The sequence below is a fragment of the Streptomyces sp. NPDC048383 genome, assembly GCF_040651775.1.
In the GTDB taxonomy this organism is placed as follows: domain Bacteria; phylum Actinomycetota; class Actinomycetes; order Streptomycetales; family Streptomycetaceae; genus Streptomyces.
This window is the reverse complement of sequence record NZ_JBEZKS010000055.1, coordinates 25,415-47,702: the sequence shown is the minus strand read 5'-3', so window position 1 is coordinate 47,702 and position 22,288 is coordinate 25,415. Positions and strand designations below refer to the sequence as shown.

Sequence of the window (22,288 nt, the reverse complement as noted above, 5' to 3'; positions counted from 1 at the left end):
TCGAGGACACTCCGCCCGCCCCGGATCCCCGCCGCCCGACTCCCTACGGCAGGTGGTCCAGTCTGCGGAGGATGACGCCCTCGCGGAGAGCCCAGGGGCAGATTTCCAGTTCGTCCACGCCGAAGAGGTCCATCGTGGCTTCCGCCACCAGGGCGCCGGCCAGGAGTTGGGAGGCGCGGCCTTCGGAGACGCCCGGGAGGGCCGTGCGTTCCAGGGTGGTCATCGACGCGAGCCGCGGGACCCATTCGACCAGCGACTTCCGGGTCAGGTCGCGCTGGATGTAGAGGCCGTCGGCCTCCCGGGCCGCGCCCGCGATGCGGGCCAGCTGCTTGAAGGTCTTCGACGTGGCCACGACGTGGTCCGGCAGGCCGGAGCGGCTGAACTCGCCGACGGTACGGGCGATCTGGGCCCGGACGTGTCTGCGCAGCGCCTTCACGTCCGCCGGGTCCGGCGGGTCGCCGGGGAGCCAGGCGGACGTGAGCCGGCCGGCGCCGAGGGGGAGGGAGACGGCCTTGTCGGGGTCCTCGTCGATGCCGAAGGCGATCTCCAGCGAGCCGCCGCCGATGTCCAGCACCAGGAGCTTGCCGGCGGACCACCCGAACCAGCGCCGGACCGCCAGGAAGGTCAGCCGGGCCTCGTCCTCGCCGCTGAGGACGGGCAGGTCGAGGCCGGTCTCGGCCTGGACGCGGGCGAGGACCTCGTCCGCGTTGGTGGCCTCGCGCACCGCGCTGGTCGCGAAGGGCAGCAGGTCCTCGCAGCCCTTGTCCTCGGCGGCCTGCACGGCGTCGCCGATGACCGTGACGAGCCGGTCGATGCCCTCCGGGCCCACGGCGCCGTGCTCGTCGAGGAGCTCCGCCAGCCGCAGCTGCACCTTGTGCGAGTGCGCGGGCAGGGGGCGCGCGCCGGGGTGCGCGTCCACCACCAGCAGATGAATCGTGTTCGAACCCACGTCAAGGACACCGAGTCTCATACGAGAAACGCTACTGGGCGGGACGCGTAGGGGTGGAGTAAGGGGCGCTTAGGCTTGGGTTTGTGCCAAATACGAAGAAGGCCAACAAGACCCGCTCGAAGAAGGACAAGGGCAAGGAGCCTGACGAGAAGGGCCTGGACTTCCCCCGGGCCTGGGTGGAATTCCCCGATCCGGCGGACGACGAGCAGGTCTTCCGCTGCGATCTGACCTGGCTGACCTCGCGCTGGACCTGCATCTTCGGCAGCGGCTGCCAGGGCATCCAGCCGGGCCGCGCCTCCGACGGCTGCTGCACGCTCGGCGCGCACTTCTCGGACGAGGACGACGAGAAGCGCGTCGCGGAGCACGTCGCCCGGCTCACGCCCGAGGTGTGGCAGTTCCACGACGTCGGCAGCGAGGGCGGCTGGACGCAGTTCGACGACGACGGGGAGAAGCAGACCCGCCGCTGGGACGGCGCCTGCGTCTTCCTGAACCGGCCCGGGTTCCCGGCGGGCGCGGGCTGCTCCCTGCACATCCTGGCGCTCAAGAGCGGCCAGGAGCCGCTGGAGACGAAGCCGGACGTGTGCTGGCAGCTGCCCATCCGGCGCACGTACGACTGGATCGACCGGCCGGACGACACCCGGATCCTCCAGGTGTCGATCGGCGAGTACGACCGGCGCGGCTGGGGTCCGGGCGGCCACGACCTGCACTGGTGGTGCACGTCGGCGACGTCGGCGCACGGCGCGGGCGACCCGGTGTACGTGTCGTACCGACCGGAGCTGACGGAGCTGATGGGCAAGGAGGGGTACGAGGCCCTCGTCGCCCTCTGCGAGGCGCGGCTGGCGTCCCTACTGCCGATGGCCCCGCACCCGGCGGACCCGGCCTGACGCGGGAACCCGGCCGGGCGCGGAACCGGCCGGACGCGGGACGCGGCCCGACGCGGAGTTCGGGCCGCTTCCCCCTACCCCCCGACCGGCGTCGGGCCCGGGTCGGGGGAAACCGTTCCTCCTGAGGAGGGTTCCGGCGTCGGCGTCGGGGTGCCCGGATCCGTCGGGGTCGGGGTCGGTGTCGGCGTGGGGGTCGGCGTGGGCGTGGGCGTCGGGGTCGGCTTCGGGGTGGGCGTGGGGGTCGGGGCGGGCGCCGGCGGGGGCTCCGGGGCGGGGGCCGGGCGGCCCCGGCCCTGGATGGCGACGACCGCGCCGGCCGGGTCCACCCCGACCCGGGCACTCCAGGCGCCGACGGGTTGGGCGGCGGCGTCCACCGTGATCCGCAGGGTGACCGATTCTCCGGGCCGCATCGTGCCCGCCGTCCGGCTCGCCCGCAGCCACGGGGCGTCCGACCAGAGCCGCCAGTCGACGGGGCTGCCGCCCGAGGCGGTGAGGGTGAGCAGGGTGACGGATCCCCGGGTGGTGGCGGACGCGGTGAGCCGGCCGGGGCTGCCCGGACCGGCCGCTTCCGGGGTCGGGGGCTGGCCGACGCTGATGACCTCGACGGAGACGTCGGGGCCGGCGGCGCCCGGGGCGAAGCCCGGCTCGCCGGTGGTGTAGGCGGTGTTGCCGGTGTTCTCGTACGCGGTGAGCGTGCGGCCGTCGGCGTACGGCGGCGGGATGTCGGACTCGCCGGCGGAGATCCGGGTGCCCTCGCCCCCGACGGGTTCGCCGGTGCTGGGCGCACCCCGGTACGCGGCCCACAGCGCGATGACCGGCGCGGCGACGACGGTCGCGACGACGGTGGTGGTCACGACGCGGGCCCGGAGCCGGTCGCGGCGGGCGGCGCGGTCCTTGGGGTCCATGGGGAAGCCGGTCCGGTCGAAGCGCGGGCCGGGGCGACCGCCGCGGCGGCGTCCGGAGCGGAGCATGGCGGCGTGGACGGCGGGGCGGGGGGCCGGAACGAGCGGGAGCGCGGCGTTGACGCCACCGGTGCCGGGCCAGGGCGCGCCCGCACCGACGCGTTCGGCGGCGCGGCGACAGCGCGGGCAGTCGTCGACGTGGCGGACGAGTTCGGCGCGCAGGGAGCTGGACAGCAGCACGTTGCCGTCGCCCCCGTCCCCGTCGTCGCCGGTGAGGCGGGAGACGACCGGGCAGTTGCCGGTCTCGACGACGGCGAGCGCGGCGCGGGTGCGTTCCACCTCGCAGGCGGCCCCGGACAACAGTTCCCGGGCGGCCGCGGGGGCGGTGCCGAGGACGGAGGCGAGCTCGGGGACGCCGAGGCGGTGGCGGACGGCGAGTTCGAGGGCCTCGCGCTGCTCGGGGGTGGTGCCGGCGGCTTCGGGCCAGGCGAGCCGGGCCAGTTCCGTACGGCGGTAGGCGCTGACGTCGAGCCCGCGGCGCTCCTCCGGCGCACGGTCGGGATGCCCATGCTCCGGCGCACGCCGGGCGCAGTGCGCCCCTTGGCGCGCGCGCCGCTGCTCGGCGAGCCGGCGCAGGCAGGCCCAACGGGCGAGGGCGTACAGCCAGGCCCGCCGTTCCCCCTCGTCGGGGCAGCGCCCGGGGTGCCGTTCGGCGACGGCGAGGACGTCACCGAGTACGTCGGTGGCGGCGTCGTGGTCGCACAGCACCGACAGGCAGTACGTGAACAGGCCGTCCAGGTAGGGCTCGTGCCGGAAGGGCGGCGGCTGGTTCGGCTGCGGCGGTGAGGGCGCGGGGGTCGGCGGGTTCGGCTGCTCGCCGGCGGCGTCCGGGGCGCCGGCCGCGTCCGGGGCGCCGGCCGCGTCCGGGGCGCCGGCCGCGCCCGGCCGCCCGGCAGCCGTCCGTCCGGGCCCCGTCCCCTCGGGCCACGCGGCCCCCTCGGCAGCGCCGTCGGCAGGGGCGGGCGCGCTCCCCGTCGGTCCCGCGGTGGGTGTGCGCCCGTGCGCCCGGTGTGCGCCGGTGCGCGGTACGGGATGTCGCTGGTCGCTGCTGTTCACCTGGCGACCGTAGGCGGCGCGCCGGTGACGGCCCGGAAGCCTTCAGCAGTTTTAGTCCTTACGGGTGAACAGATCGCCACCGCGCTGACAGCCTCGCTGACAGCCTCCCTGACGACCGGCTCCGTCCAACGTTGTCGGTGCCGGCCGCTACCGTGGGCCCATGGCTGCCCGCACCGCTCGTTCATCCGCCAAGGACCGGCCGTCCTACCGCTGCACCGAGTGCGGCTACACGACCGCGAAATGGCTCGGGCGCTGCCCGGAGTGCCAGGCCTGGGGGACGGTCGAGGAGATGGGCGGCGCCCCCGCCGTGCGGACCACCGCGGCCGGGCGGGTGTCCGCGCCCGCGCTGCCGATCGGCCAGGTCGACGGACGGACGGCGACGGCCCGCAGCACCGGCGTCGACGAGCTGGACCGCGTCCTCGGCGGCGGCCTCGTCCCCGGGGCCGTCGTCCTGCTGGCCGGGGAGCCGGGCGTCGGCAAGTCGACGCTGCTGCTCGACGTCGCGGCCAAGGCCGCCAACGGCGACCACCGCACCCTGTACGTCACCGGCGAGGAGTCGGCGAGCCAGGTGCGGCTGCGGGCCGACCGGATCAACGCCCTCAGTGACCACCTCTACCTCGCCGCCGAGACCGACCTGTCCGCGGTGCTGGGCCACCTCGACGCCGTGAAGCCGGCCCTGCTGGTCCTGGACTCCGTACAGACCATCGCCTCCCCCGAGATCGACGGCGCGCCCGGCGGCATGGCCCAGGTGCGCGAGGTGGCCGGGGCGCTGATCCGGGCCTCCAAGGAGCGGGGCATGTCCACGATCCTCGTCGGCCACGTCACCAAGGACGGGGCCATCGCGGGCCCCCGCCTGCTGGAGCACCTGGTGGACGTGGTGCTGAGCTTCGAGGGCGACCGGCACGCGCGGCTGCGCCTGGTGCGCGGCGTGAAGAACCGGTACGGGGCCACCGACGAGGTCGGTTGCTTCGAGCTGCACGACGAGGGGATCACCGGGCTCGCCGACCCGAGCGGCCTCTTCCTGACCCGGCGCGCCGAGGCGGTGCCCGGGACCTGTCTGACGGTGACCCTGGAGGGCAAGCGCCCGCTGGTCGCCGAGGTGCAGGCGCTGACCGTGGACTCGCAGATCCCCTCGCCCCGTCGGACCACGTCCGGGCTGGAGACCTCGCGCGTCTCGATGATGCTGGCGGTGCTGGAGCAGCGCGGCCGGATCACGGCGCTGGGCAAGCGGGACATCTACAGCGCGACCGTCGGCGGGGTGAAGCTGACCGAGCCGGCCGCGGACCTGGCGATCGCGCTGGCGCTGGCCTCGGCGGCCAGTGACGTGCCGCTGCCGAAGAACCTGGTGGCGATCGGCGAGGTGGGCCTCGCCGGTGAGGTGCGGCGGGTGACCGGCGTGCAGCGGCGGCTCGCGGAGGCGCACCGGCTGGGCTTCACGCACGCGCTGGTGCCGGCGGACCCGGGCAAGGTTCCGGCGGGCATGAAGGTGACGGAGGTCGCGGACATGGGCGAGGCGCTGCGGGCGCTGCCGCGCGGCCGTTCCCGTACGCCGGCCAAGGAGCGCGCGGCGGAGTAGCGGACGGCGCGGGGAGAGCCACGCCGACGGGCGCAGGCCGCGCCGGCCGACGTCCCCGGAGCCCGGCCCGGAGCGGAATCGAAGGGTCCACCAACCGGCGGGGCAGCAGGTCAGGGGCCTCCCGAAACCGTCCGCTGCACGGGTACCGGCCGAGGAACGGCGGGGGCACAGCCCGCGCCGGTAGACTTTGCGCTGGTCCGCCCGGCCGTACGCACGCCCTCGTGCCCGTGGCGCGGGGCGGTACGACCCGCGACCGGAGGAGTGCAGTGGCAGCCAAGGACGGGGCAGCAGCATCCGGCAAGTCGGGCGCGAGCTCCAAGCAGGAGGCCATGATGCGCGCCTCGCTGAGCGCGGTCGCACCTGGTCAGCCCTTGCGTGACGGCCTGGAGCGGATCGTCCGCGGCAACACGGGCGGGCTCATCGTCCTCGGCATGGACAAGTCCGTCGAAGCGATGTGCACCGGCGGTTTCGTGCTGGACGTGGAGTTCACCGCGACGCGGCTGCGCGAGCTGTGCAAGCTCGACGGCGCGCTCATCCTGGACAAGGACATCACGAAGATCCTGCGGGCCGGCGTGCAGCTGGTGCCGGACGCGTCGATCCACACCGAGGAGACCGGCACCCGGCACCGCACGGCGGACCGCGTGTCCAAGCAGTGCGGCTTCCCCGTCGTGTCGGTGTCGCAGTCGATGCGGCTGATCGCGCTGTACGTGGACGGCGAGCGCCGCGTCCTGGAGGAGTCCGGGGCGATCCTGTCGCGGGCGAACCAGGCCCTGGCCACGCTGGAACGGTACAAACTGCGCCTCGACGAGGTCGCCGGAACGCTGTCCGCGCTGGAGATCGAGGACCTGGTGACGGTCCGCGACGTGACCGCGGTCGCCCAGCGGCTGGAAATGGTCCGCCGGATCGCGACCGAAATCGCCGAGTACGTGATCGAACTGGGCACGGACGGGCGACTGCTGTCGCTCCAGCTGGACGAGCTGACGGTCGGCATCGAGCAGGAGCGGGAGCTGGTGATCCGCGACTACGTCCCGGAGCCGACGGCGAAGCGTTCCCGCACGGTGGAGGAGGCGCTCCCCGCGCTGGACGCGCTGACGCACCCGGAGCTGCTGGAACTGGCGATCGTGGCGCGGGCCCTCGGCTACACGGGCTCCCCCGAGACCCTGGACTCGGCGGTCTCGCCGCGCGGGTACCGGCTGCTGGCGAAGGTGCCGCGGCTGCCGGGGGCGATCATCGAGCGGCTGGTGGAGCACTTCGGCGGACTGCAGAAGCTGCTCGCGGCGAGCGTCGACGACCTCCAGACGGTGGACGGCGTCGGCGAGGCCCGCGCCCGGAGCGTCCGCGAGGGCCTGTCGCGCCTCGCGGAGTCCTCCATCCTCGAACGCTACGTCTGACCCCGGACGGTCCCGGCGCCCCGGGCGCCCGGCTGCCCGGACGCCCCCGGCGTCGCCGCCGGAGCCTCAGTCCTGCTTCAGGACGAAGGACGCCTGCGCCACCGGCATGCCCGGGGCCTTGACCTCGACCGCGTAGGTGCCGGGGGCCGCGGTGCCCGGCGGCGGTGTCTGGCACTGGTCCGCGGCGCTGAACGTGCGGTCCCATTCCAGGGACTGCTTCGTCTCGCCCTGCGCCGGCACCCGGAAGAACACCTCGGCGGCGCCCGTCGGACAGTCGCCGGAGGACCAGACGACCTTGGCGCCGGTGGACTGGGTGACCGTCAGGACCGCCTGCTTCGGGCCGAGTCCGACCTTGCAGGTGCTGCCGGAGGTGTTGCGGACGAGCAGTTCGAGACGGGGCTTCTCGTTCGGCTCGTACTCGTTCTTGACGCTCTTGACCTCCCACCGCAGCGCACCGGCGGGGCACGTGGGCAGGGGGGAGTCCGCCGGCACCTGCGCCGCGCCGGCGCCGCCGCCCGAGCCCGCGGAGCCGGCCGCGCCGGCCGAACCGGCGCCGCCGCCCGAGCCGTTGCCGCCCCCGGGCTCGCCGTTCTTGCCGGCGCTGCCCGCGCCGCCGTCGGCGCCGGAGCCCGTTCCGCCGCCGCCGCTCGACTCGACCCGGCCGCCCGGGGCCTGACTGATCGCCGGCCCCGACGGGGACGGACCCGCCGTGATCGTGCCCTGCGGGCCGGAGCCGTCCCCGCCCTTGCCGTTCGTACTCGATTTGCCCGCGCCGGAACTGACGGTCCATACGGCGAGGAGGGCGAGGAGCGCCACAACGGACGCCAACACGGCCCTCCGTCGCCAGTAGATGGAAGAGGGGAGCGGCCCGACCGGATTGCGCATAGATCCCACGCACCGAACCTTACGAGAACTCCCGCCGCGATCAGTGCCCCCCATGCCGCACAACCGGCAGGTTTTGCCGATGATCAGCCTGCGGGAGCAGAGCGGATCGCAAAGTTCCGGCCAAGGGTCTGATGCGGCCATGATCCGGCCTTGAGTACGGTCTGTGACCATGGACAGTTCCGACCTCTATCGCGACATCACCGACTTGGCCCGAGACACGCCCCCCTGGGTGCAGTCGGCGTTCGAGGCCGAGACCAAATACGGGCTCCTGCTCTTCGGTGTGCTCTTCATAGCCGTCTGGTGGCGCTCGCGCGGGCACGACGACCGGGCCGTGGCCCTCGCCGTCCTGGCGCCGCTCGTCACCGCCCTCACCTACGTCGTCTCCGAGACGGTGAAGTCGACCGTCGACGAGGAACGGCCCTGCCGCGCCGTCGCCGGGGCGGCCGCCTCACTGATCGCCTGCCCGGCGTACGGCGACTGGTCCTTCCCCAGCAACCACTCCGCCATCGCGGGCGGCGCCGCCGTCGGCCTGGCCATGGCCGCGCGCCGGTTGGCCGTGTGGACGCTGCCGCTGGCCGCGCTGATGGCCTTCTCCCGGGTCTTCGTCGGGGTGCACTATCCGCACGACGTGGCGATGGGTCTGCTGCTGGGGGTCTCCCTCGGCGCCCTGCTGATGGTCGCCCTGGCCGGTGTGATGAGTCGGATCGTGGCCGCCGTACGGGCGAGCCGAGCCCCCGTGGCCGTCTGGTTCACCGGTCCGGGCCCGACGCGCTGAGCCCGAAACGTGCCAGGATGCCGTCTGCCATGACTGCATCCACCACTCCTTCCCCCGACGTCGCCCACGCGCTGCACTCCCCCGTCATCGCGTGGTTCGACGAGCACGCCCGCGACCTGCCCTGGCGCCGGCCCGAAGCCGGCCCCTGGGGGGTCATGGTCAGCGAGTTCATGCTCCAGCAGACCCCCGTCAGCCGGGTCCTGCCGGTGTACGAGCAGTGGCTCGCCCGGTGGCCCCGGCCGGCCGCGCTGGCCGCCGAGGCCCCCGGCGAGGCCGTCCGCGCCTGGGGGCGGCTCGGCTACCCCCGCCGCGCCCTGCGCCTGCACGGCGCGGCCGTCGCGATAACGGAACGGCACGGCGGCGACGTACCGCGCGAGCACGGGCAGTTGCTGGCGCTGCCCGGAATCGGCGAGTACACGGCCGCCGCCGTGGCCTCCTTCGCGTACGGGCAGCGGCACGCGGTGCTGGACACCAACGTGCGCCGGGTGTTCGCCCGCACCGCTACCGGGGTCGAATATCCGCCGAACGCCACCACCGCCGCCGAACGCCGCCTCGCCCGCGCCCTGCTGCCCCCGGACGAGGGGACGGCGGCCCGCTGGGCGGCCGCCTCCATGGAGCTGGGCGCCCTGGTGTGCACCGCCAGGAGCCCGGACTGCGTCCGCTGCCCGGTGGCGGGCCTGTGCGCGTGGCGGCTCGCCGGGAAGCCCGCGCACGACGGTCCGCCGCGCCGCGGGCAGACGTACGCCGGCACCGACCGACAGGTGCGCGGCAAGCTGCTGGCGGTCCTGCGCGAGGCGGTCGGCGCGGTTCCGCAAGCGGTCCTCGACACCGTCTGGGACGAACCGGTGCAGCGGGCCCGGGCGCTGGACGGGCTGGTCTCCGACGGACTGGTGGAACCGCTCGCGCAGGGCATGTACCGGTTGCCGCAGGGCTGAATCCGCGACGGTCGCGCACCCCTCGAACCCGGCTCGTAGCTGACTCAACCATTCCGCTTCGGGCCGGGAAACCGCAGCTCAACGGCACTGTTACACAACCTACGGCTGTCCGTGCGTCCACCGAAGGCTCACCCGCACAGGGCCGTGACAACCCCTCCGTACCTTCGGACCCGTAAGACGGCGGAGACGGTTGGACGGCAGCGGAGGCGGTCAGAGATGGCGCACGGCGAGGTGCTCGGTTTCGAGGAGTACGTACGCACCCGGCAGGACGCGCTGCTGCGCAGTGCCCGGCGCCTGGTCCCGGACCCCACGGACGCCCAGGACCTCCTCCAGACGGCCCTGGTGCGCACCTACGGCCGCTGGGACGGCATCGCCGACAAGTCCCTGGCCGACGCCTACCTGCGCCGCGTCATGATCAACACCCGGACCGAGTGGTGGCGGGCCCGCAAGCTCGACGAGGTCCCCACCGAGCAGCTCCCCGACGCGTCCGTCGAGGACGGCTCCGACCAGCGCGCCGACCGCGCCCTCCTCATGGACATCCTCAAGGTGCTCGCGCCCAAGCAGCGCAGTGTGGTGGTCCTGCGACACTGGGAGCAGATGAGCACCGAGGAGACGGCCGCGGCGCTCGGGATGTCGACGGGAACCGTGAAGAGCACCCTGCACCGCGCACTGGCCCGGCTCCGGCAGGAGCTGGAGAGCCGGGACCTGGACATGCGCGCGCTCGAACGCGGCGACCACACCAGCCGGTACGAGGGGCGGGAGCGGTGCGCGGCCTGAACGGCCCAGACCTGAATGACAGAGGCTCCCCCCCGGCCCGGGCCGGGAGGGGGCAGCTCGTACTGGTGTCGGCGGGGACGGTCGTCCTCGTCGGCACCGTGCTGTTCGCGGTCGGTTGCTCCACCGGCGGCAGCGGGCTGCGCGACGGCGGCCCCGCGCACACCGACCAGGTGGCCAGGACCTCCCGGCCCTCGGAGGGCGCGGACACCGCGCCCGTCCCGCCCGGCAACGCGCCCGCGTCGGCGTCCGGCAGCCCCCTCAAGAAGGTCGACGCGGTGGCCCTGCTCAAGGCGGACCCCAAGGTCAGCCCGGCCGTCAAACGCGACCTGAAGCCCTGCACGGGCAAGGAGTACCCGATCGACGTGAGCTACGGGAAGGTCACCGCCGGCGGCTCCGTGGACGTCGTCGTCAACGTCCTGTCGTGCGCGGACGCCCTCGGGCTCGGCTCGTACGTGTACCGGGCGGACGGCGGGAAGTACGAGAATGTGTTCACGGACGAACAGTCACCCGTCTACGCGGAGATCGACCGGGGCGACCTGATGCTCATCAAACAGGTCTACGGCAAGGGCGACGCCCTGGCCTACCCCTCCGGCGAGGACGTGATCACGTACCGCTGGAACGGGGAGCGGTTCACCGAACAGGACCGTGTGCACACGGAGTACAGCAACGTGGTCGACGGCGGCGGACAGCCCGCGCCGGCCCTGACGCAGAAGAACTGAAGTGAGGCTGGGCATGGCCGAGACCCATGTGCTGTTCGTGGAGGACGACGACGTCATCCGCGAGGCCACGACCCTGGCGCTGGAACGCGACGGCTTCGTGGTCACCGCCATGCCCGACGGGCTGTCCGGGCTGGAGTCCTTCCGGGCCGACCGGCCCGACATCGCCCTGCTGGACGTGATGGTCCCGGGGATGGACGGCGTCAGCCTGTGCCGCCGCATCCGCGACGAGTCCACCGTCCCCGTGATCATGCTGTCGGCGCGCGCCGACTCCATCGACGTCGTACTCGGTCTGGAGGCCGGCGCCGACGACTACGTCACCAAACCGTTCGACGGCTCCGTCCTCGTCGCCCGCATCCGCGCCGTGCTGCGCCGTTTCGGGCACGCCGGCGGACCGCGGAACGGCGGCCAGGGCGGCGGCGAGGGGCCCGACGGGGAACGCGGCGTGCTGTCCTTCGGCGACCTGGAGGTCGACACCGAGGGCATGGAGGTCCGCAGGGCGGGCGCCGCCGTGGCCCTGACGCCGACCGAGATGCGGCTGCTGCTGGAGTTCTCCTCCGCGCCCGGCACCGTGCTCTCCCGCGACCGACTGCTGGAACGCGTCTGGGACTACGACTGGGGCGGCGACACCCGTGTCGTGGACGTCCACGTCCAACGGCTGCGCACCAAGATCGGTCAGGACCGGATCGAGACGGTCCGGGGCTTCGGATACAAGCTGAAGGCATGAGGCGCTTCACCCTCCGCACGGGGATCCGCTGGAAGATCACACTCGCCATCGCCGCCGTGGGCGCCCTCACCGCGGTCGCGCTGAGCCTGGTCGTGCACAGTGCTGCCCGGGTGTCGATGCTGGAGAGCGCCCGCGACGCCGAACTGGAACGCGTCCAGTACATCGCCACCCGCAACGCCGACATGGGCCGCAAGCCCATCTGGGGGGCCAAGCTCAACGACCCCGAACTGCCCCCGCAGCTAAGGGAGAAGGCCCGTTCGGGCCGGCGCGGCACCTACGTGCAGGAACGTCCGCGCAAGGCGCCGGAGGTGTGGGCCGCCGTGCCGCTCGGCAACGGGCAGGTGCTCTCCCTGCACCACCCCTTCAGGGAGAGCGCCAACATGGTGCGCGACCTGGACCGGGCCCTGGTCATCGGCTCCCTCTCCGTCGTCATCGGCGGCTCGGCGCTCGGCGTGCTCATCGGCGGGCAGATCTCGCGCCGGCTGCGCAAGGCTGCCGCCGCCGCGCAGCGCGTCGCGCACGGGGACCCCGAGGTCCGGGTGCGGGACGCCGTCGGCGGCGTCGTACGGGACGAGACGGACGACCTGGCGCGGGCCGTGGACGCCATGGCGGACGCCCTCCAGCAACGACTGGAGGCCGAACGGCGGGTCACCGCGGACATCGCGCACGAGCTGCGGACCCCGGTGACGGGCCTGCTCACCGCGGCGGAATTGCTGCCTCCGGGCCGGCCGACGGAGCTGGTGCGGGACCGGGCGCAGGCGATGCGGGCGCTGGTCGAGGACGTGCTGGAGGTGGCCCGGCTGGACAGCGCGTCCGAACGGGCCGAGCTCCAGGACGTGGCGCTGGGCGAGTTCGTGAGCCGGCGGGTGACCTCGCTGATGCCGGAGGCGGGCGTGCGGATCGTCGCGGACGAGATCGTCAGCACCGACCCGCGCCGGCTGGAGCGGATCCTCGGCAACCTCCTGGCGAACGCCGCGCGGTACGGGCAACCGCCGATCCAGGTCGACGTCGAGGGCCGCGTCGTGCGCGTCCGGGACCACGGGCCGGGCTTCCCCGAGGCCCTGCTCCGGGAGGGCCCGAGCCGTTTCCGGACCGGGTCGACGGACCGGGCGGGCGTCGGGCACGGACTGGGCCTGACCATCGCGGAGGGCCAGGCACGGGTGTTGGGCGCCCGGCTGACGTTCCGCAACGTCGCGGCGCCGGGCGGCGCCGACGGCGAGGGCGCCTCGGCGGGCGCGGTGGCGGTGTTGTGGCTGCCGGAGCACGCGCCGACCGCGACGGGGAGCTTCCCGATCATCAAGCTGCCGGGGTGAGTTGGGGTACCGGAGCGGGCCGGGGCCCGGGCGGGGGCGGGCGGATCGCGACCGTATCGGAACCGTCGGCCGTTCGTTCGGTCGCCGCGATGTTTTAGCATCCGTGCCATGACTGACGGTACGGATCGCCCGCACAGCCCCCAGCCCGACCCCGCCGCCGGGAGCGGCGGTGGCTACGGATTCCCGCAGGGGATACCCGACGGGTACGGCGGCCGGCCGGGCGCGGGGCAGCCGGGAGCCGGCGCACCGGGGCCCGCGCAGCCGAATCCGTACCAGCAGGAGCCCCCGCCGGGGCAACCGCGGCCGGGGCGGCCCCTGGGGGTGTTCCCGCCGGCGGAACCGTTCGCGCCCGCGGAACCGTTCGCGCCCGCGGAACCGTTCGCGCCTGCGGAACCGTTCGGACCGGGGTCGGGACCGGGGTCGGCACCCGCGCCGGAGTCCTTCGCCCCGTCCGCGCCGCAGCCGGACTGGCAGGCGATGGCCGACCGCAGCGAGGCGCAGCGGCGCAAGCGGCGGCTGTTGACCGTCGGGATCGGATCGCTGGCCGTGGTGCTGGTCGCCGCGGGCACGGCGTTCTTCCTGCTCAAGGATTCCGGGGAGCCCTCCGGCACGCCGACGACGGCGGCCTCCGGCTCGGGCTCGCCCAGCCCTTCGGAGCAGTCCTCGGAGCCCCCCGAGTCGAAGGCGCCGGAGGACGACTCCCCCACCGTGGCGGGCGAGCCGAACCTGCTGCGCGACCGCAACGGTCGGATGGGCATCGCCCTGGGCCCCGGCGCCTCGCTGGGGGAACTCTCCAAGCGGACCGAGGTCAGGTTCAAGGGCACGGACGACTCGTACGCCCAGGGCGCCGAGGCGGCCGTGGACGTCACGAAGAGCTTCACCGTCTCGACCCGCGCCTACAACGTGGCCGAGACCGGCTCCCGGATGGCGGTGAGCCAGGGCGACGGGGTCTCGTACTCGTTCGAGCTGGGCTTCGAGGTCGTCAACGGCAAGAAGGCCTGGGTGTTCCGCGTGCAGACCGGCGACAAGGGCCAGGCGGCGACGGCGCAGCAGGTCGTGGCGGACAACGTCGAGACGGTCCGGAACTGGGCCCTGCTGACGGGCACGTACGACGCGGAGAAGAAGACGATCGCGCTCTGGGTGGACGACAGGATGGTCGGCCAGGCGCAGGTCTCGGGCATCTGGGCGGGCCCCGGGCCGCTCCAGCTGGGCCGGGCGCGCCACCACGGGATCTGGAGCGCGGCGTGGGACGGGCCGCTCGACCACATCCGGGTCTTCGGCCAGGCCCTGGGCCAGGAGCAGATCACGGGGCTGAAGAACAACAAGCTCGACAAGAAGACCAAGCCGACGCATTCGTGGCTGATCTGATCCCCTGCCGGCATGCGCCCCCCGGAGCCGTACGGCCCCAGGGGCGGGCGCGGCGTCGGCGATCCCTGGGGATCGCTCGGCGGATCCCTAGAGGCTGACGCCGGCGTTGCGCAGGAAGGCCACCGGGTTGATGGCCGAGCCGTAGTTCGGGGTGGTGCGGATCTCGAAGTGCAGGTGCGGGCCGCTGGAGTTGCCGGTGTTGCCGGACAGCGCGATCCGCTGGTCGGCGCCGACCTTCTGGCCGATCCTGACCTGGATCTTCGACAGGTGCGCGTACTGCGAGTACTTGTTGTTCGCGTGCTTGATCACGATGGCGTTGCCGTAGGCGGGGCCGTCGCCGCCACCGTTCGGGCCGGCCTTGACGACGGTGCCGGCGGCGGCGGCGGACACCGGGGTGCCGACGGGAACGGCGAAGTCCTGGCCGGAGTGCTTGTGCGACCACATGCTGCCGCCCTTGCCGTAGGTCGCGGAGAGCGTGTAGCGCTTGACCGGCTTCTTCCAGGTGGAGTTCTTGCCACCGGCGGCCTTGGTGGCGGCCTTGGCCTGCGCCTGGGCCTGGACGGCGACCAGTTCGGCGGTACCGGCGGCGGCCGGCGCGGTGTCGGCGAAGGCCGCGTTCGCTCCGGCCCCGAGAGCCAACACCGCACCGAGTCCGGTGGCGACGACGGCGATACGGGTACGACGGGTGCTGACGCGGTTCGCGGACATGCGGAGACCTCCGGGGCCGGGGACAAGGAAGTGGATCGGGCAAGAAAGGACCCGGCGCTGCGGCGTGAAGCCGTCGGTGCCGGGCTTGCTCAACCTTGGTAACCCGGGTCCCCGGACTTCCCCAAACGTCCCCGTTACTACCCGGACTCGTAGCGAACCGGAGGACAAGCTTCCTGTTGACGCCTTCCAGGCTGGGCCTGGAGGTGGACAAAAGGGACGTCAAAATCTACGAGAGGTCCTAGTAGGTCCGATTTGTTCTGTGCGGCTTGTCACCGGCCCCCACCCCCCACTGAGACCCGGGTCACCCCAACCAACACCCTTTCCCCCACGCCCCATCCACCCCCTCTGCCCACCCCCGGCCCCCGCATTCCCCGAGGCGGGGACCGGGGGCAGCGCGAGACGGTACGGGGCGGGGCACGAACCGCGTTCCCCTCCCACCCCGCCCGAAGCCCGGGGGGCGGCGGGCTGGGTGCTGGGTGCTGGAGGCCGGGTGCTGGGGGCCGGGTGCCTGGAGGCCGGGGGCCTGGGGCCGGGGCCTGGGGCTGGGAGCCTGGAGGCCGGGGGCCTGGGGCCTGAGGCCGGGAGCTGGAGGGCGGGAGCTGGGCTGGAGGCCGGCGCACAGGTGGGGGCAGCGCCGGGGCGCGGAGCCCGGACCGGGCAGGCTCCGGAGGCCCCGCCCCGGCCGTCACCCGTCGTCCCCCGGGGCCAAGGGGCGGACGGGCCCCGTACACCTCCCCCAGGCCTGGAGGCCCCGTACTCCTGCCCCGAAGGCGCCCACACCCCCGTCCCCGGGACGCGGGGGTTGGGCGGACCCCCGTACGCCCTCCCGAAGCCTGGAAGCCCCGTACTCCCGCCCGAAGGCGCCGCTCCCACCCGTCCCCAGCACCGGCCCCCTGGAGCTCGCCCCCCGCACCGGCCGTCCCGGGCCCCCGGCCCGCCCGGGGACGCGGGGCCCGGCCCCCGGGGCGCCCCAGAGACCCGGTCCGGAACCCGGGGCCCGGGCCGGACCGGGGGCCGGGCACCGCAGGCGCAGCGGAAAAGGGGCGGCCCCGGGACTGTGAAGTCCCGGGGCCGCCCCTTTTCCTGCCAACCAGCGGCTAGCGCCTACACACCCTTGGTGAGGTCCGGGCCCGAGCCCGTCGCCTCGATCGGGGGGAGGTCGGGCAGCGCCGACTTCTCCTCGCCGCGGAAGGTGAACTTGGCTGCCTCGCCCTCACCCTCCACGCCGACGACCACGATGTGACCGGGACGCAGCTCGCCGAAGAGGATCTTCTCCGACAGCAGGTCCTCGATCTCGCGCTGAATGGTCCGGCGCAGCGGGCGCGCACCCATGACCGGGTCGTAGCCGCGCTTGGCCAGGAGCATCTTCGCCTCACCGCTGAGCTCGATGCCCATGTCGCGGTCCTTGAGGCGCTCGTCCACCTTGGCGATCATCAGGTCGACGATCTGGATGATGTCTTCCTGCGTGAGCTGGTGGAAGACGACCGTGTCGTCGACGCGGTTGAGGAACTCGGGCCGGAAGTGCTGCTTGAGCTCTTCGTTGACCTTCGCCTTCATCCGGTCGTAACCGGTCTTGACGTCGCCCTGGGCGGCGAAGCCCAGGTTGAAGCCCTTCGAGATGTCCCGCGTACCCAGGTTGGTCGTCATGATGATGACCGTGTTCTTGAAGTCCACGACCCGGCCCTGGGAGTCGGTCAGACGACCGTCCTCCAGGATCTGGAGAAGGGAATTGAAGATATCCGGGTGCGCCTTCTCGACCTCGTCGAAGAGGACGACGGAGAACGGCTTCCGGCGGACCTTCTCGGTCAGCTGGCCGCCCTCTTCGTAGCCCACGTAGCCGGGGGGCGAACCGAAGAGACGCGAAACCGTGTGCTTCTCGCTGAACTCCGACATGTCGAGGGAGATCAGCGCGTCCTCGTCGCCGAAGAGGAATTCGGCGAGCGTCTTGGAGAGCTCGGTCTTACCGACACCGGACGGGCCGGCGAAGATGAACGAGCCACCGGGACGCTTCGGGTCCTTCAGACCCGCACGGGTACGGCGGATGGCCTGGGAGAGCGCCTTGATGGCGTCCTTCTGGCCGATGACGCGACGGTGGAGCTCGTCCTCCATGCGCAGGAGGCGGGAGGACTCCTCCTCCGTGAGCTTGAAGACGGGAATGCCGGTCGCGGTCGCGAGGACTTCGGCGATGAGCTCACCGTCGACCTCGGCGACGACGTCCATGTCGCCGGCCTTCCATTCCTTCTCGCGCTTGGCCTTCGCGGCGAGCAGCTGCTTCTCCGAATCACGGAGCGAAGCCGCCTTCTCGAAGTCCTGGGAGTCGATGGCCGACTCCTTGTCGCGGCGCACGCCCGCGATCTTCTCGTCGAACTCGCGGAGGTCCGGCGGCGCGGTCATCCGACGGATGCGCATCCGGGAGCCGGCCTCGTCGATCAGGTCGATCGCCTTGTCCGGCAGGAAGCGGTCCGAGATGTACCGGTCCGCCAGCGTCGCCGCCTGGACGAGGGCCTCGTCCGTGATGGAGACGCGGTGGTGGGCCTCGTAACGGTCGCGCAGGCCCTTGAGGATCTCGATCGTGTGGGGGAGGGAAGGCTCCGCCACCTGGATCGGCTGGAAGCGGCGCTCGAGGGCCGCGTCCTTCTCGAGGTGCTTGCGGTACTCGTCGAGCGTGGTGGCGCCGATGGTCTGGAGCTCACCACGGGCCAGCATGGGCTTCAGGATGCTCGCGGCGTCGATCGCGCCCTCGGCGGCGCCCGCACCCACGAGGGTGTGGAGCTCGTCGATGAACAGGATGATGTCGCCGCGGGTGCGGATCTCCTTGAGGACCTTCTTCAGGCGCTCCTCGAAGTCACCGCGGTAGCGGGAGCCCGCCACCAGCGCACCCAGGTCCAGGGTGTAGAGGTGCTTGTCCTTGAGGGTCTCGGGCACCTCGCCCTTGACGATCGCCTGGGCCAGGCCCTCGACGACGGCGGTCTTGCCGACACCGGGCTCGCCGATGAGGACCGGGTTGTTCTTCGTCCGGCGGGACAGCACCTGCATGACCCGCTCGATCTCCTTCTCGCGCCCGATGACCGGGTCGAGCTTGGATTCGCGAGCGGCCTGCGTGAGGTTGCGGCCGAACTGGTCGAGGACGAGCGAGGTCGAGGGGGTGCCCTCGGCCGGGCCGCCTGCCGTGGCCGACTCCTTGCCGCCTCCGGTGTAGCCGGAAAGCAGCTGGATGACCTGCTGCCGGACCCTGTTGAGATCGGCTCCCAGCTTCACGAGGACCTGGGCGGCGACGCCCTCGCCCTCGCGGATCAGGCCGAGCAGGATGTGCTCGGTGCCGATGTAGTTGTGGCCGAGCTGGAGGGCCTCGCGGAGCGAAAGCTCCAGGACCTTCTTCGCCCGCGGGGTGAAGGGGATGTGGCCGGACGGGGCCTGCTGCCCCTGACCGATGATCTCCTCAACCTGCTGGCGAACAGCCTCGAGCGAAATCCCGAGGCTCTCCAGGGCCTTAGCGGCGACACCCTCACCCTCGTGGATCAAGCCCAGGAGGATGTGCTCGGTGCCGATGTAGTTGTGGTTGAGCATCCGGGCTTCTTCCTGAGCCAGGACGACAACCCGCCGCGCGCGGTCGGTGAACCTCTCGAACATCGTTTATCGCTCCTCAGAGCGGTCGGGCAGTTCGGGGTCGGTCCCCGCCCTGTCCTTCCGCATGCTAGTCCCGTGAGGCGGGACAGCTCATTCCAACTGCCGACATCCGTCCACGGCTCACCCCCACATCGGTGAGGAAAACCGGCCGTAAGAGCCGACTACTGCTCCAACCCGATCCTGCGAGACGATGTTCCCGCAGGCCAGGCAGATACCCGTCACACGTGTACGCCGATGGCGAACGGAAGCCGCCCAAATCAGCGTGTCGCCCCGATCCACTAGGAATGTCTTACCCGTAAGGACGGACACTCCATGCCGGTGGGCACCGTTCCCTCCGCTACGGGCGAACACGCTTGTGTCCCGAATGTGGGACTCCACTCTGCGGATGTTTACGTTCCGCATTGTTTCCGCCGCACTGCGTAACCCCGGAGCGTTCCGCGCAGTTGCTCCGGCATGGCCGTCAGCTCCGCGAGCTCCGTCAGTTCCGCCGGCCCCGTCGGCCCGACCGGTCCCGCCGGTTCCGTCGGCTCCGTCGGCTCCGTCGTGGTGCCGCCGCCCCGTGTCCCGCGCGAGCGGGACGTGCGCGCCCCGTGGTCCCACTGGTACGAGGGCGTCCTCGGCTGGAAGCTCGCCGGCGGGTCTCCCGCACAACTCGTGACCGGGGTCCGGTTCGACGTGCTGGAGCTGCCGGCGGATGCCGGGGCCGAGGTGCTGCGCAGGCCCGTCCCCACCGGTCCGGTGGCGTTGGTGGGGCGCAGGATGCGCTTCCTGGTCGCTCCGGGCTCCGCCGAGGAGCTGGAGGGGCTGCTCGACTGGCTGGAGTGGGGCGGGGTGCCCCTCGACCTCGTCGCCGTGGGCGTCGGGGGCAGGATGACCGCTCCCGTGCCGCCGGGCCGGCCGCAAAGCCCTCGGGGGGCCGCCGTGTGGCTGCGGCCCCCCGAGCTGGGGTGCGAGGCATCGCTGCCGTCCCTGCCCGCTCCCGGGCGGGGCACCGGTTCCGGACGGAGCTCCGGTCCCGGTCTCGTACGACTGGTGGCCGCGGCGGCGACGGAATGCCACCGCGCCCGCCTGTGGCGGCGTACGCCTCAGCCCCTGGCTTCGTAGGCCTCTCGGATCTCGGCCGGAACGCGGCCCCGATCGTTCACGCTGAGACCCTGGGCCTTCGCCCACGCGCGGATCTCGGCGGTGTCCGGGCTGCCGGACGAAGCCGCGGCGCGGCCCTTCGTACGGCCGGCGGACGCGCGTCCGCCGGTGCGGCGGCCGCTCTTGGCGTACGGGTCGAGCAGCCCGCGGAGCTTTTCAGCGTTGGCGGTGGTGAGGTCGATCTCGTAGGTCTTGCCATCCAGAGCGAACGTCACGGTCTCGTCCGCCTCGCCACCGTCGAGGTCGTCGACAAGAAGGACCTGAACCTTCTGTGCCACCGGATTTCCTTTCATCGAAAATGCAGTACGCGGAAAGGAAACCGCTTTTGCCAGGAAAACACAAACCCCCGGTGAGAGGTTCAGGAGCTCAACAAGGCGGGAAACGTGCGCGATTCGGACATAGGCCACAGGGCGGCAGGGCCCTGAAAAAGCCGCTGTGATCGTTCACAGGTGGAGAAGCATCCGACTGTTGCCCAAGGTGTTCGGCTTCACTCGTTCGAGACCGAGGAACTCGGCGACACCCTCGTCATAGGAACGCAGGAGCTCCATGTAGACATCGGTCTCGACCGGGGTCTCGCCGATCTCGACGAAGCCGTGCTTCGTGAAGAAGTCCACTTCGAAGGTCAGGCAGAATACCCGGCTCACCCCGAGCCGACGGGCCGTCTCCAACAACTTGGCGAGCACCTGATGTCCTACGCCGACGCCCTTCAACTCGCGGTCGACGGCGAGTGTGCGTACTTCCGCGAGGTCTTCCCACATGACGTGGAGAGCCCCGCACCCCACGACCTGGCCGTCGTCGTCGCGTTCCGCGACCCAGAACTCCTGGATGTCCTCGTAAAGGACCACGGGGGCTTTGTCGAGGAGGATCCGCTGCTGCACGTACTGGTCGAGCAGGTGGCGCAACGCCGGAACATCACGGGTGCGCGCGCGGCGGATGGTCACTGTTTTCGCGTCTGCGGTGGAAAGCTCTCCCATACCCGGACGCTATCGCCCCGGCTCGGGTTCGTGCGCGCCGGACTCCCCTTCGGGATCGGCGGGTGCGGGCTCGGGTTCCGCGGGTGCGGGCTCGGGATCGGCGGGAGTGCCGGGATCGTCGTGCTGAACCACGCGCATGGCGTCGCGGAGGGCTTCGCGCTGTTCCTGGGACATCATGCCGAAGAAGGCGACGAGCGCGGCGGCCGGGCTGTCACTGGTCGACCAGGCTTCGTTCATCAGTGCGGCCGAGTAGGCGGCGCGGGTGGAGACCGCCGTATATCGATAGGCGCGGCCTTCGGCTTCCCGGCGGACCCAGCCCTTCTGATGGAGATTGTCCATAACCGTCATGACCGTGGTGTACGCGATGGACCGTTCCTGCTGGAGGTCTTCCAGTACTTCGCGAACGGTGACCGGGCGGTTCCACTGCCACACCCGCGTCATGACGGCGTCTTCGAGTTCTCCCAAGGGGCGAGGCACACCAGCACGATAGTGCGGAATCGACCGAATTGCCCGACCATTCGTCGGGCAACGCGCGACCAACCGGTTCGGCAACCGCGATCGGGGCGCCCGCCGCGGCCGCTCGCGCCGCCGGTCGCGCCGTTGGGCGCGGTGCTACTTCTGCGGCTGCTGGGCGGCCTCGGCGCGGGCGATCACGGCGTCGACGGCGGCGTCTTCCTTGTTCTTGTTGGCACCGCCCTGGCTCTTCACGATCGTCACGACGAGAGCGATGAAGAACGCGGCCATCACGACGGGGGGCACGAGCGCGGATACGTAGTCCATGCCCCCAGCGTAGCCAGTGCCGTGGCCGCGGAGGTGTGCCGGGTGGCGGTGTCCGGCGGGGCGCGTCGCGGGGCGGCGGGCGACGACCCCGCACCGGTCACGGCGTCAGCCGACGGCGCGTCCGGCCGCCGGGGGCGGGGTGGGCTTGCGGCGCGGCGGGAAGACCTCGCCGGGCGTCGGGACGGGCCGGGCCGGCTGCCCGGGGTGCGGCTCCTCGGGCTTGCGGTCCGGGGTCGGCTTCGGCTGCGGCTGCCCGGACGCGGGGGCGCCGGCGGGGCGGGCCCCGTCGCGGCCGCCGGCCAGGGCCAGCAGGCGGGTGCGGGGTGCGGGCGCGGCGGCCGACAGGCGGCGGCGTACGGAGCGCTCCGCGACGGTCCGGGCCCGGGCGAGGACCGCGGCCGCGACGGGGTTGCCACGCAGCGCGCGCAGGGCCGCGAGGTCGTCGGGGACCGGCTCGTACCCGGCGGCCAGGGCGTCCTGGAGCAGCTCCAGGTAGCCGGGGAGGCTGCCGGGGAGGGCGTCCCGGTAGCGGGCCAGATCGGCCAGCAGGAAGGCTCTGAGCCGGCCCGCCTCCGCGACCGCGTCGTCCACCGACGCCGCGAGGCGCAGGCAGTCCTGTACCTCGGCGGCCGTCAGGGGGGCCGAGGAGGGCTGGAGGGCGTGGGCGAGGAGGCGCCTGAGCACGTGCAGTTCGGCGGCGCCGAACGCCATGCCGCCGCGGGATCCGTAGGGCGTGGGCATG

Annotated in this window: 21 protein-coding genes; 11 read left to right on the top strand and 10 right to left on the bottom strand. The window is 72.7% G+C overall.

Annotated elements, in window-relative coordinates; translation table 11 throughout:
- Positions 1 to 43: 43 nt before the first annotated feature.
- Complete coding sequence (locus AB0D46_RS30255) at positions 44 to 970, bottom strand: Ppx/GppA phosphatase family protein (RefSeq protein WP_362882154.1); 927 nt, start codon at positions 968 to 970, stop codon at positions 44 to 46.
- A gap of 62 nt (positions 971 to 1,032) precedes the next feature.
- Between AB0D46_RS30255 and AB0D46_RS30250 the strand changes: the two genes are divergently transcribed.
- Positions 1,033 to 1,833 carry a hypothetical protein gene (locus tag AB0D46_RS30250; protein ID WP_362882152.1) on the top strand — a complete coding sequence of 267 codons (801 nt, stop codon included), beginning with the start codon at positions 1,033 to 1,035 and terminating at the stop codon, positions 1,831 to 1,833.
- Between the two features lie 74 nt (positions 1,834 to 1,907).
- Here AB0D46_RS30250 and AB0D46_RS30245 read toward each other — a convergent pair whose 3' ends face one another.
- Positions 1,908 to 3,533: a hypothetical protein gene (locus AB0D46_RS30245; protein WP_362882179.1), complete on the bottom strand. Its 1,626-nt coding sequence runs from the start codon at positions 3,531 to 3,533 to the stop codon at positions 1,908 to 1,910.
- Between the two features lie 478 nt (positions 3,534 to 4,011).
- Here AB0D46_RS30245 and radA point away from each other — a divergent pair, with 478 nt between their 5' ends.
- Both radA and disA read left to right on the top strand, forming a co-directional pair.
- Entirely contained in the window at positions 4,012 to 5,427 is a 1,416-nt protein-coding gene (radA, locus tag AB0D46_RS30240; protein WP_362882150.1) for a DNA repair protein RadA, read from the top strand.
- Positions 5,428 to 5,693: 266 nt separating this feature from the next.
- Entirely contained in the window at positions 5,694 to 6,818 is a 1,125-nt protein-coding gene (disA, locus tag AB0D46_RS30235) for a DNA integrity scanning diadenylate cyclase DisA (protein ID WP_362882148.1), read from the top strand.
- Positions 6,819 to 6,884: 66 nt separating this feature from the next.
- On the opposite strand, the gene AB0D46_RS30230 is transcribed toward disA, so the two are convergent.
- The gene (locus tag AB0D46_RS30230; RefSeq protein WP_362882147.1) at positions 6,885 to 7,649 is read right to left on the bottom strand and encodes a hypothetical protein; all 765 of its coding nucleotides are present in this window, start codon (positions 7,647 to 7,649) and stop codon (positions 6,885 to 6,887) included.
- Between the two features lie 223 nt (positions 7,650 to 7,872).
- Between AB0D46_RS30230 and AB0D46_RS30225 the strand changes: the two genes are divergently transcribed.
- The 7 genes from AB0D46_RS30225 (at position 7,873) to AB0D46_RS30195 (ending at position 14,314) form a co-directional block, all read left to right on the top strand.
- Positions 7,873 to 8,478, top strand: a complete 606-nt coding sequence (locus AB0D46_RS30225) for a phosphatase PAP2 family protein (protein ID WP_362882145.1) — start codon at positions 7,873 to 7,875, stop codon at positions 8,476 to 8,478.
- Between the two features lie 29 nt (positions 8,479 to 8,507).
- Entirely contained in the window at positions 8,508 to 9,413 is a 906-nt protein-coding gene (locus AB0D46_RS30220) for an A/G-specific adenine glycosylase (protein WP_362882143.1), read from the top strand.
- 216 nt (positions 9,414 to 9,629) lie between these two features.
- Positions 9,630 to 10,190 (top strand): SigE family RNA polymerase sigma factor, encoded by a 561-nt coding sequence (locus tag AB0D46_RS30215; RefSeq protein ID WP_281209186.1) that lies wholly within the window; start codon positions 9,630 to 9,632, stop codon positions 10,188 to 10,190.
- A gap of 65 nt (positions 10,191 to 10,255) precedes the next feature.
- Positions 10,256 to 10,909 carry a hypothetical protein gene (locus tag AB0D46_RS30210; protein ID WP_362882141.1) on the top strand — a complete coding sequence of 218 codons (654 nt, stop codon included), beginning with the start codon at positions 10,256 to 10,258 and terminating at the stop codon, positions 10,907 to 10,909.
- Between the two features lie 13 nt (positions 10,910 to 10,922).
- The gene (cseB, locus tag AB0D46_RS30205; protein WP_362882140.1) at positions 10,923 to 11,633 is read left to right on the top strand and encodes a two-component system response regulator CseB; all 711 of its coding nucleotides are present in this window, start codon (positions 10,923 to 10,925) and stop codon (positions 11,631 to 11,633) included.
- Positions 11,630 to 12,946, top strand: coding sequence for a two-component system sensor histidine kinase CseC (gene cseC, locus AB0D46_RS30200; protein ID WP_362882139.1), 1,317 nt, complete (start codon positions 11,630 to 11,632; stop codon positions 12,944 to 12,946). Before cseB ends, cseC begins: the two co-directional genes overlap by 4 nt.
- 108 nt (positions 12,947 to 13,054) lie before the next feature.
- Positions 13,055 to 14,314, top strand: coding sequence for a LamG-like jellyroll fold domain-containing protein (locus AB0D46_RS30195; protein ID WP_362882137.1), 1,260 nt, complete (start codon positions 13,055 to 13,057; stop codon positions 14,312 to 14,314).
- 87 nt (positions 14,315 to 14,401) lie between these two features.
- On the opposite strand, the gene AB0D46_RS30190 is transcribed toward AB0D46_RS30195, so the two are convergent.
- The gene (locus tag AB0D46_RS30190) at positions 14,402 to 15,022 is read right to left on the bottom strand and encodes a M23 family metallopeptidase (protein WP_362882135.1); all 621 of its coding nucleotides are present in this window, start codon (positions 15,020 to 15,022) and stop codon (positions 14,402 to 14,404) included.
- Between the two features lie 1,104 nt (positions 15,023 to 16,126).
- Complete coding sequence (locus AB0D46_RS30185) at positions 16,127 to 18,652, bottom strand: ATP-dependent Clp protease ATP-binding subunit (protein WP_362882134.1); 2,526 nt, start codon at positions 18,650 to 18,652, stop codon at positions 16,127 to 16,129.
- 450 nt (positions 18,653 to 19,102) lie between these two features.
- Between AB0D46_RS30185 and AB0D46_RS30180 the strand changes: the two genes are divergently transcribed.
- Positions 19,103 to 19,753: an SCO3374 family protein gene (locus AB0D46_RS30180; RefSeq protein WP_362882132.1), complete on the top strand. Its 651-nt coding sequence runs from the start codon at positions 19,103 to 19,105 to the stop codon at positions 19,751 to 19,753.
- Here AB0D46_RS30180 and AB0D46_RS30175 read toward each other — a convergent pair.
- The 5 genes from AB0D46_RS30175 to AB0D46_RS30155 all read right to left on the bottom strand — a co-directional run bounded on the left by AB0D46_RS30175 (position 19,735) and on the right by AB0D46_RS30155 (position 22,287).
- Positions 19,735 to 20,070: an Lsr2 family protein gene (locus AB0D46_RS30175; RefSeq protein WP_281211103.1), complete on the bottom strand. Its 336-nt coding sequence runs from the start codon at positions 20,068 to 20,070 to the stop codon at positions 19,735 to 19,737. The two genes, AB0D46_RS30180 and AB0D46_RS30175, sit on opposite strands and share 19 nt — an antisense overlap.
- A 165-nt stretch (positions 20,071 to 20,235) precedes the next feature.
- Positions 20,236 to 20,766, bottom strand: a complete 531-nt coding sequence (locus tag AB0D46_RS30170) for an amino-acid N-acetyltransferase (RefSeq protein WP_362882130.1) — start codon at positions 20,764 to 20,766, stop codon at positions 20,236 to 20,238.
- A 9-nt stretch (positions 20,767 to 20,775) separates the two neighbouring features.
- Positions 20,776 to 21,243: a BlaI/MecI/CopY family transcriptional regulator gene (locus AB0D46_RS30165; RefSeq protein WP_362882128.1), complete on the bottom strand. Its 468-nt coding sequence runs from the start codon at positions 21,241 to 21,243 to the stop codon at positions 20,776 to 20,778.
- A 135-nt stretch (positions 21,244 to 21,378) separates the two neighbouring features.
- On the bottom strand, positions 21,379 to 21,546 hold the full coding sequence (locus AB0D46_RS30160; protein ID WP_362882126.1) for a hypothetical protein: 168 nt from the start codon (positions 21,544 to 21,546) through the stop codon (positions 21,379 to 21,381).
- A gap of 105 nt (positions 21,547 to 21,651) precedes the next feature.
- Positions 21,652 to 22,287, bottom strand: a complete 636-nt coding sequence (locus AB0D46_RS30155) for a hypothetical protein (RefSeq protein ID WP_362882124.1) — start codon at positions 22,285 to 22,287, stop codon at positions 21,652 to 21,654.
- Between the last annotated feature and the right edge of the window lies 1 nt (position 22,288).

Coding starts and splice junctions, on each gene's coding strand:
- AB0D46_RS30255 (WP_362882154.1), bottom strand. CDS start 970: ATGAGACTCGGTGTCCTTGACGTGGGTTCGAACACGATTCATCTGCTG.
- radA (WP_362882150.1), top strand. CDS start 4,012: ATGGCTGCCCGCACCGCTCGTTCATCCGCCAAGGACCGGCCGTCCTAC.
- AB0D46_RS30225 (WP_362882145.1), top strand. CDS start 7,873: ATGGACAGTTCCGACCTCTATCGCGACATCACCGACTTGGCCCGAGAC.
- AB0D46_RS30220 (WP_362882143.1), top strand. CDS start 8,508: ATGACTGCATCCACCACTCCTTCCCCCGACGTCGCCCACGCGCTGCAC.
- AB0D46_RS30215 (WP_281209186.1), top strand. CDS start 9,630: ATGGCGCACGGCGAGGTGCTCGGTTTCGAGGAGTACGTACGCACCCGG.
- cseB (WP_362882140.1), top strand. CDS start 10,923: ATGGCCGAGACCCATGTGCTGTTCGTGGAGGACGACGACGTCATCCGC.
- cseC (WP_362882139.1), top strand. CDS start 11,630: ATGAGGCGCTTCACCCTCCGCACGGGGATCCGCTGGAAGATCACACTC.
- AB0D46_RS30195 (WP_362882137.1), top strand. CDS start 13,055: ATGACTGACGGTACGGATCGCCCGCACAGCCCCCAGCCCGACCCCGCC.
- AB0D46_RS30190 (WP_362882135.1), bottom strand. CDS start 15,022: ATGTCCGCGAACCGCGTCAGCACCCGTCGTACCCGTATCGCCGTCGTC.
- AB0D46_RS30185 (WP_362882134.1), bottom strand. CDS start 18,652: ATGTTCGAGAGGTTCACCGACCGCGCGCGGCGGGTTGTCGTCCTGGCT.
- AB0D46_RS30180 (WP_362882132.1), top strand. CDS start 19,103: ATGGCCGTCAGCTCCGCGAGCTCCGTCAGTTCCGCCGGCCCCGTCGGC.
- AB0D46_RS30170 (WP_362882130.1), bottom strand. CDS start 20,766: ATGGGAGAGCTTTCCACCGCAGACGCGAAAACAGTGACCATCCGCCGC.
- AB0D46_RS30160 (WP_362882126.1), bottom strand. CDS start 21,546: ATGGACTACGTATCCGCGCTCGTGCCCCCCGTCGTGATGGCCGCGTTC.
- AB0D46_RS30155 (WP_362882124.1), bottom strand. CDS start 22,287: ATGCCCACGCCCTACGGATCCCGCGGCGGCATGGCGTTCGGCGCCGCC.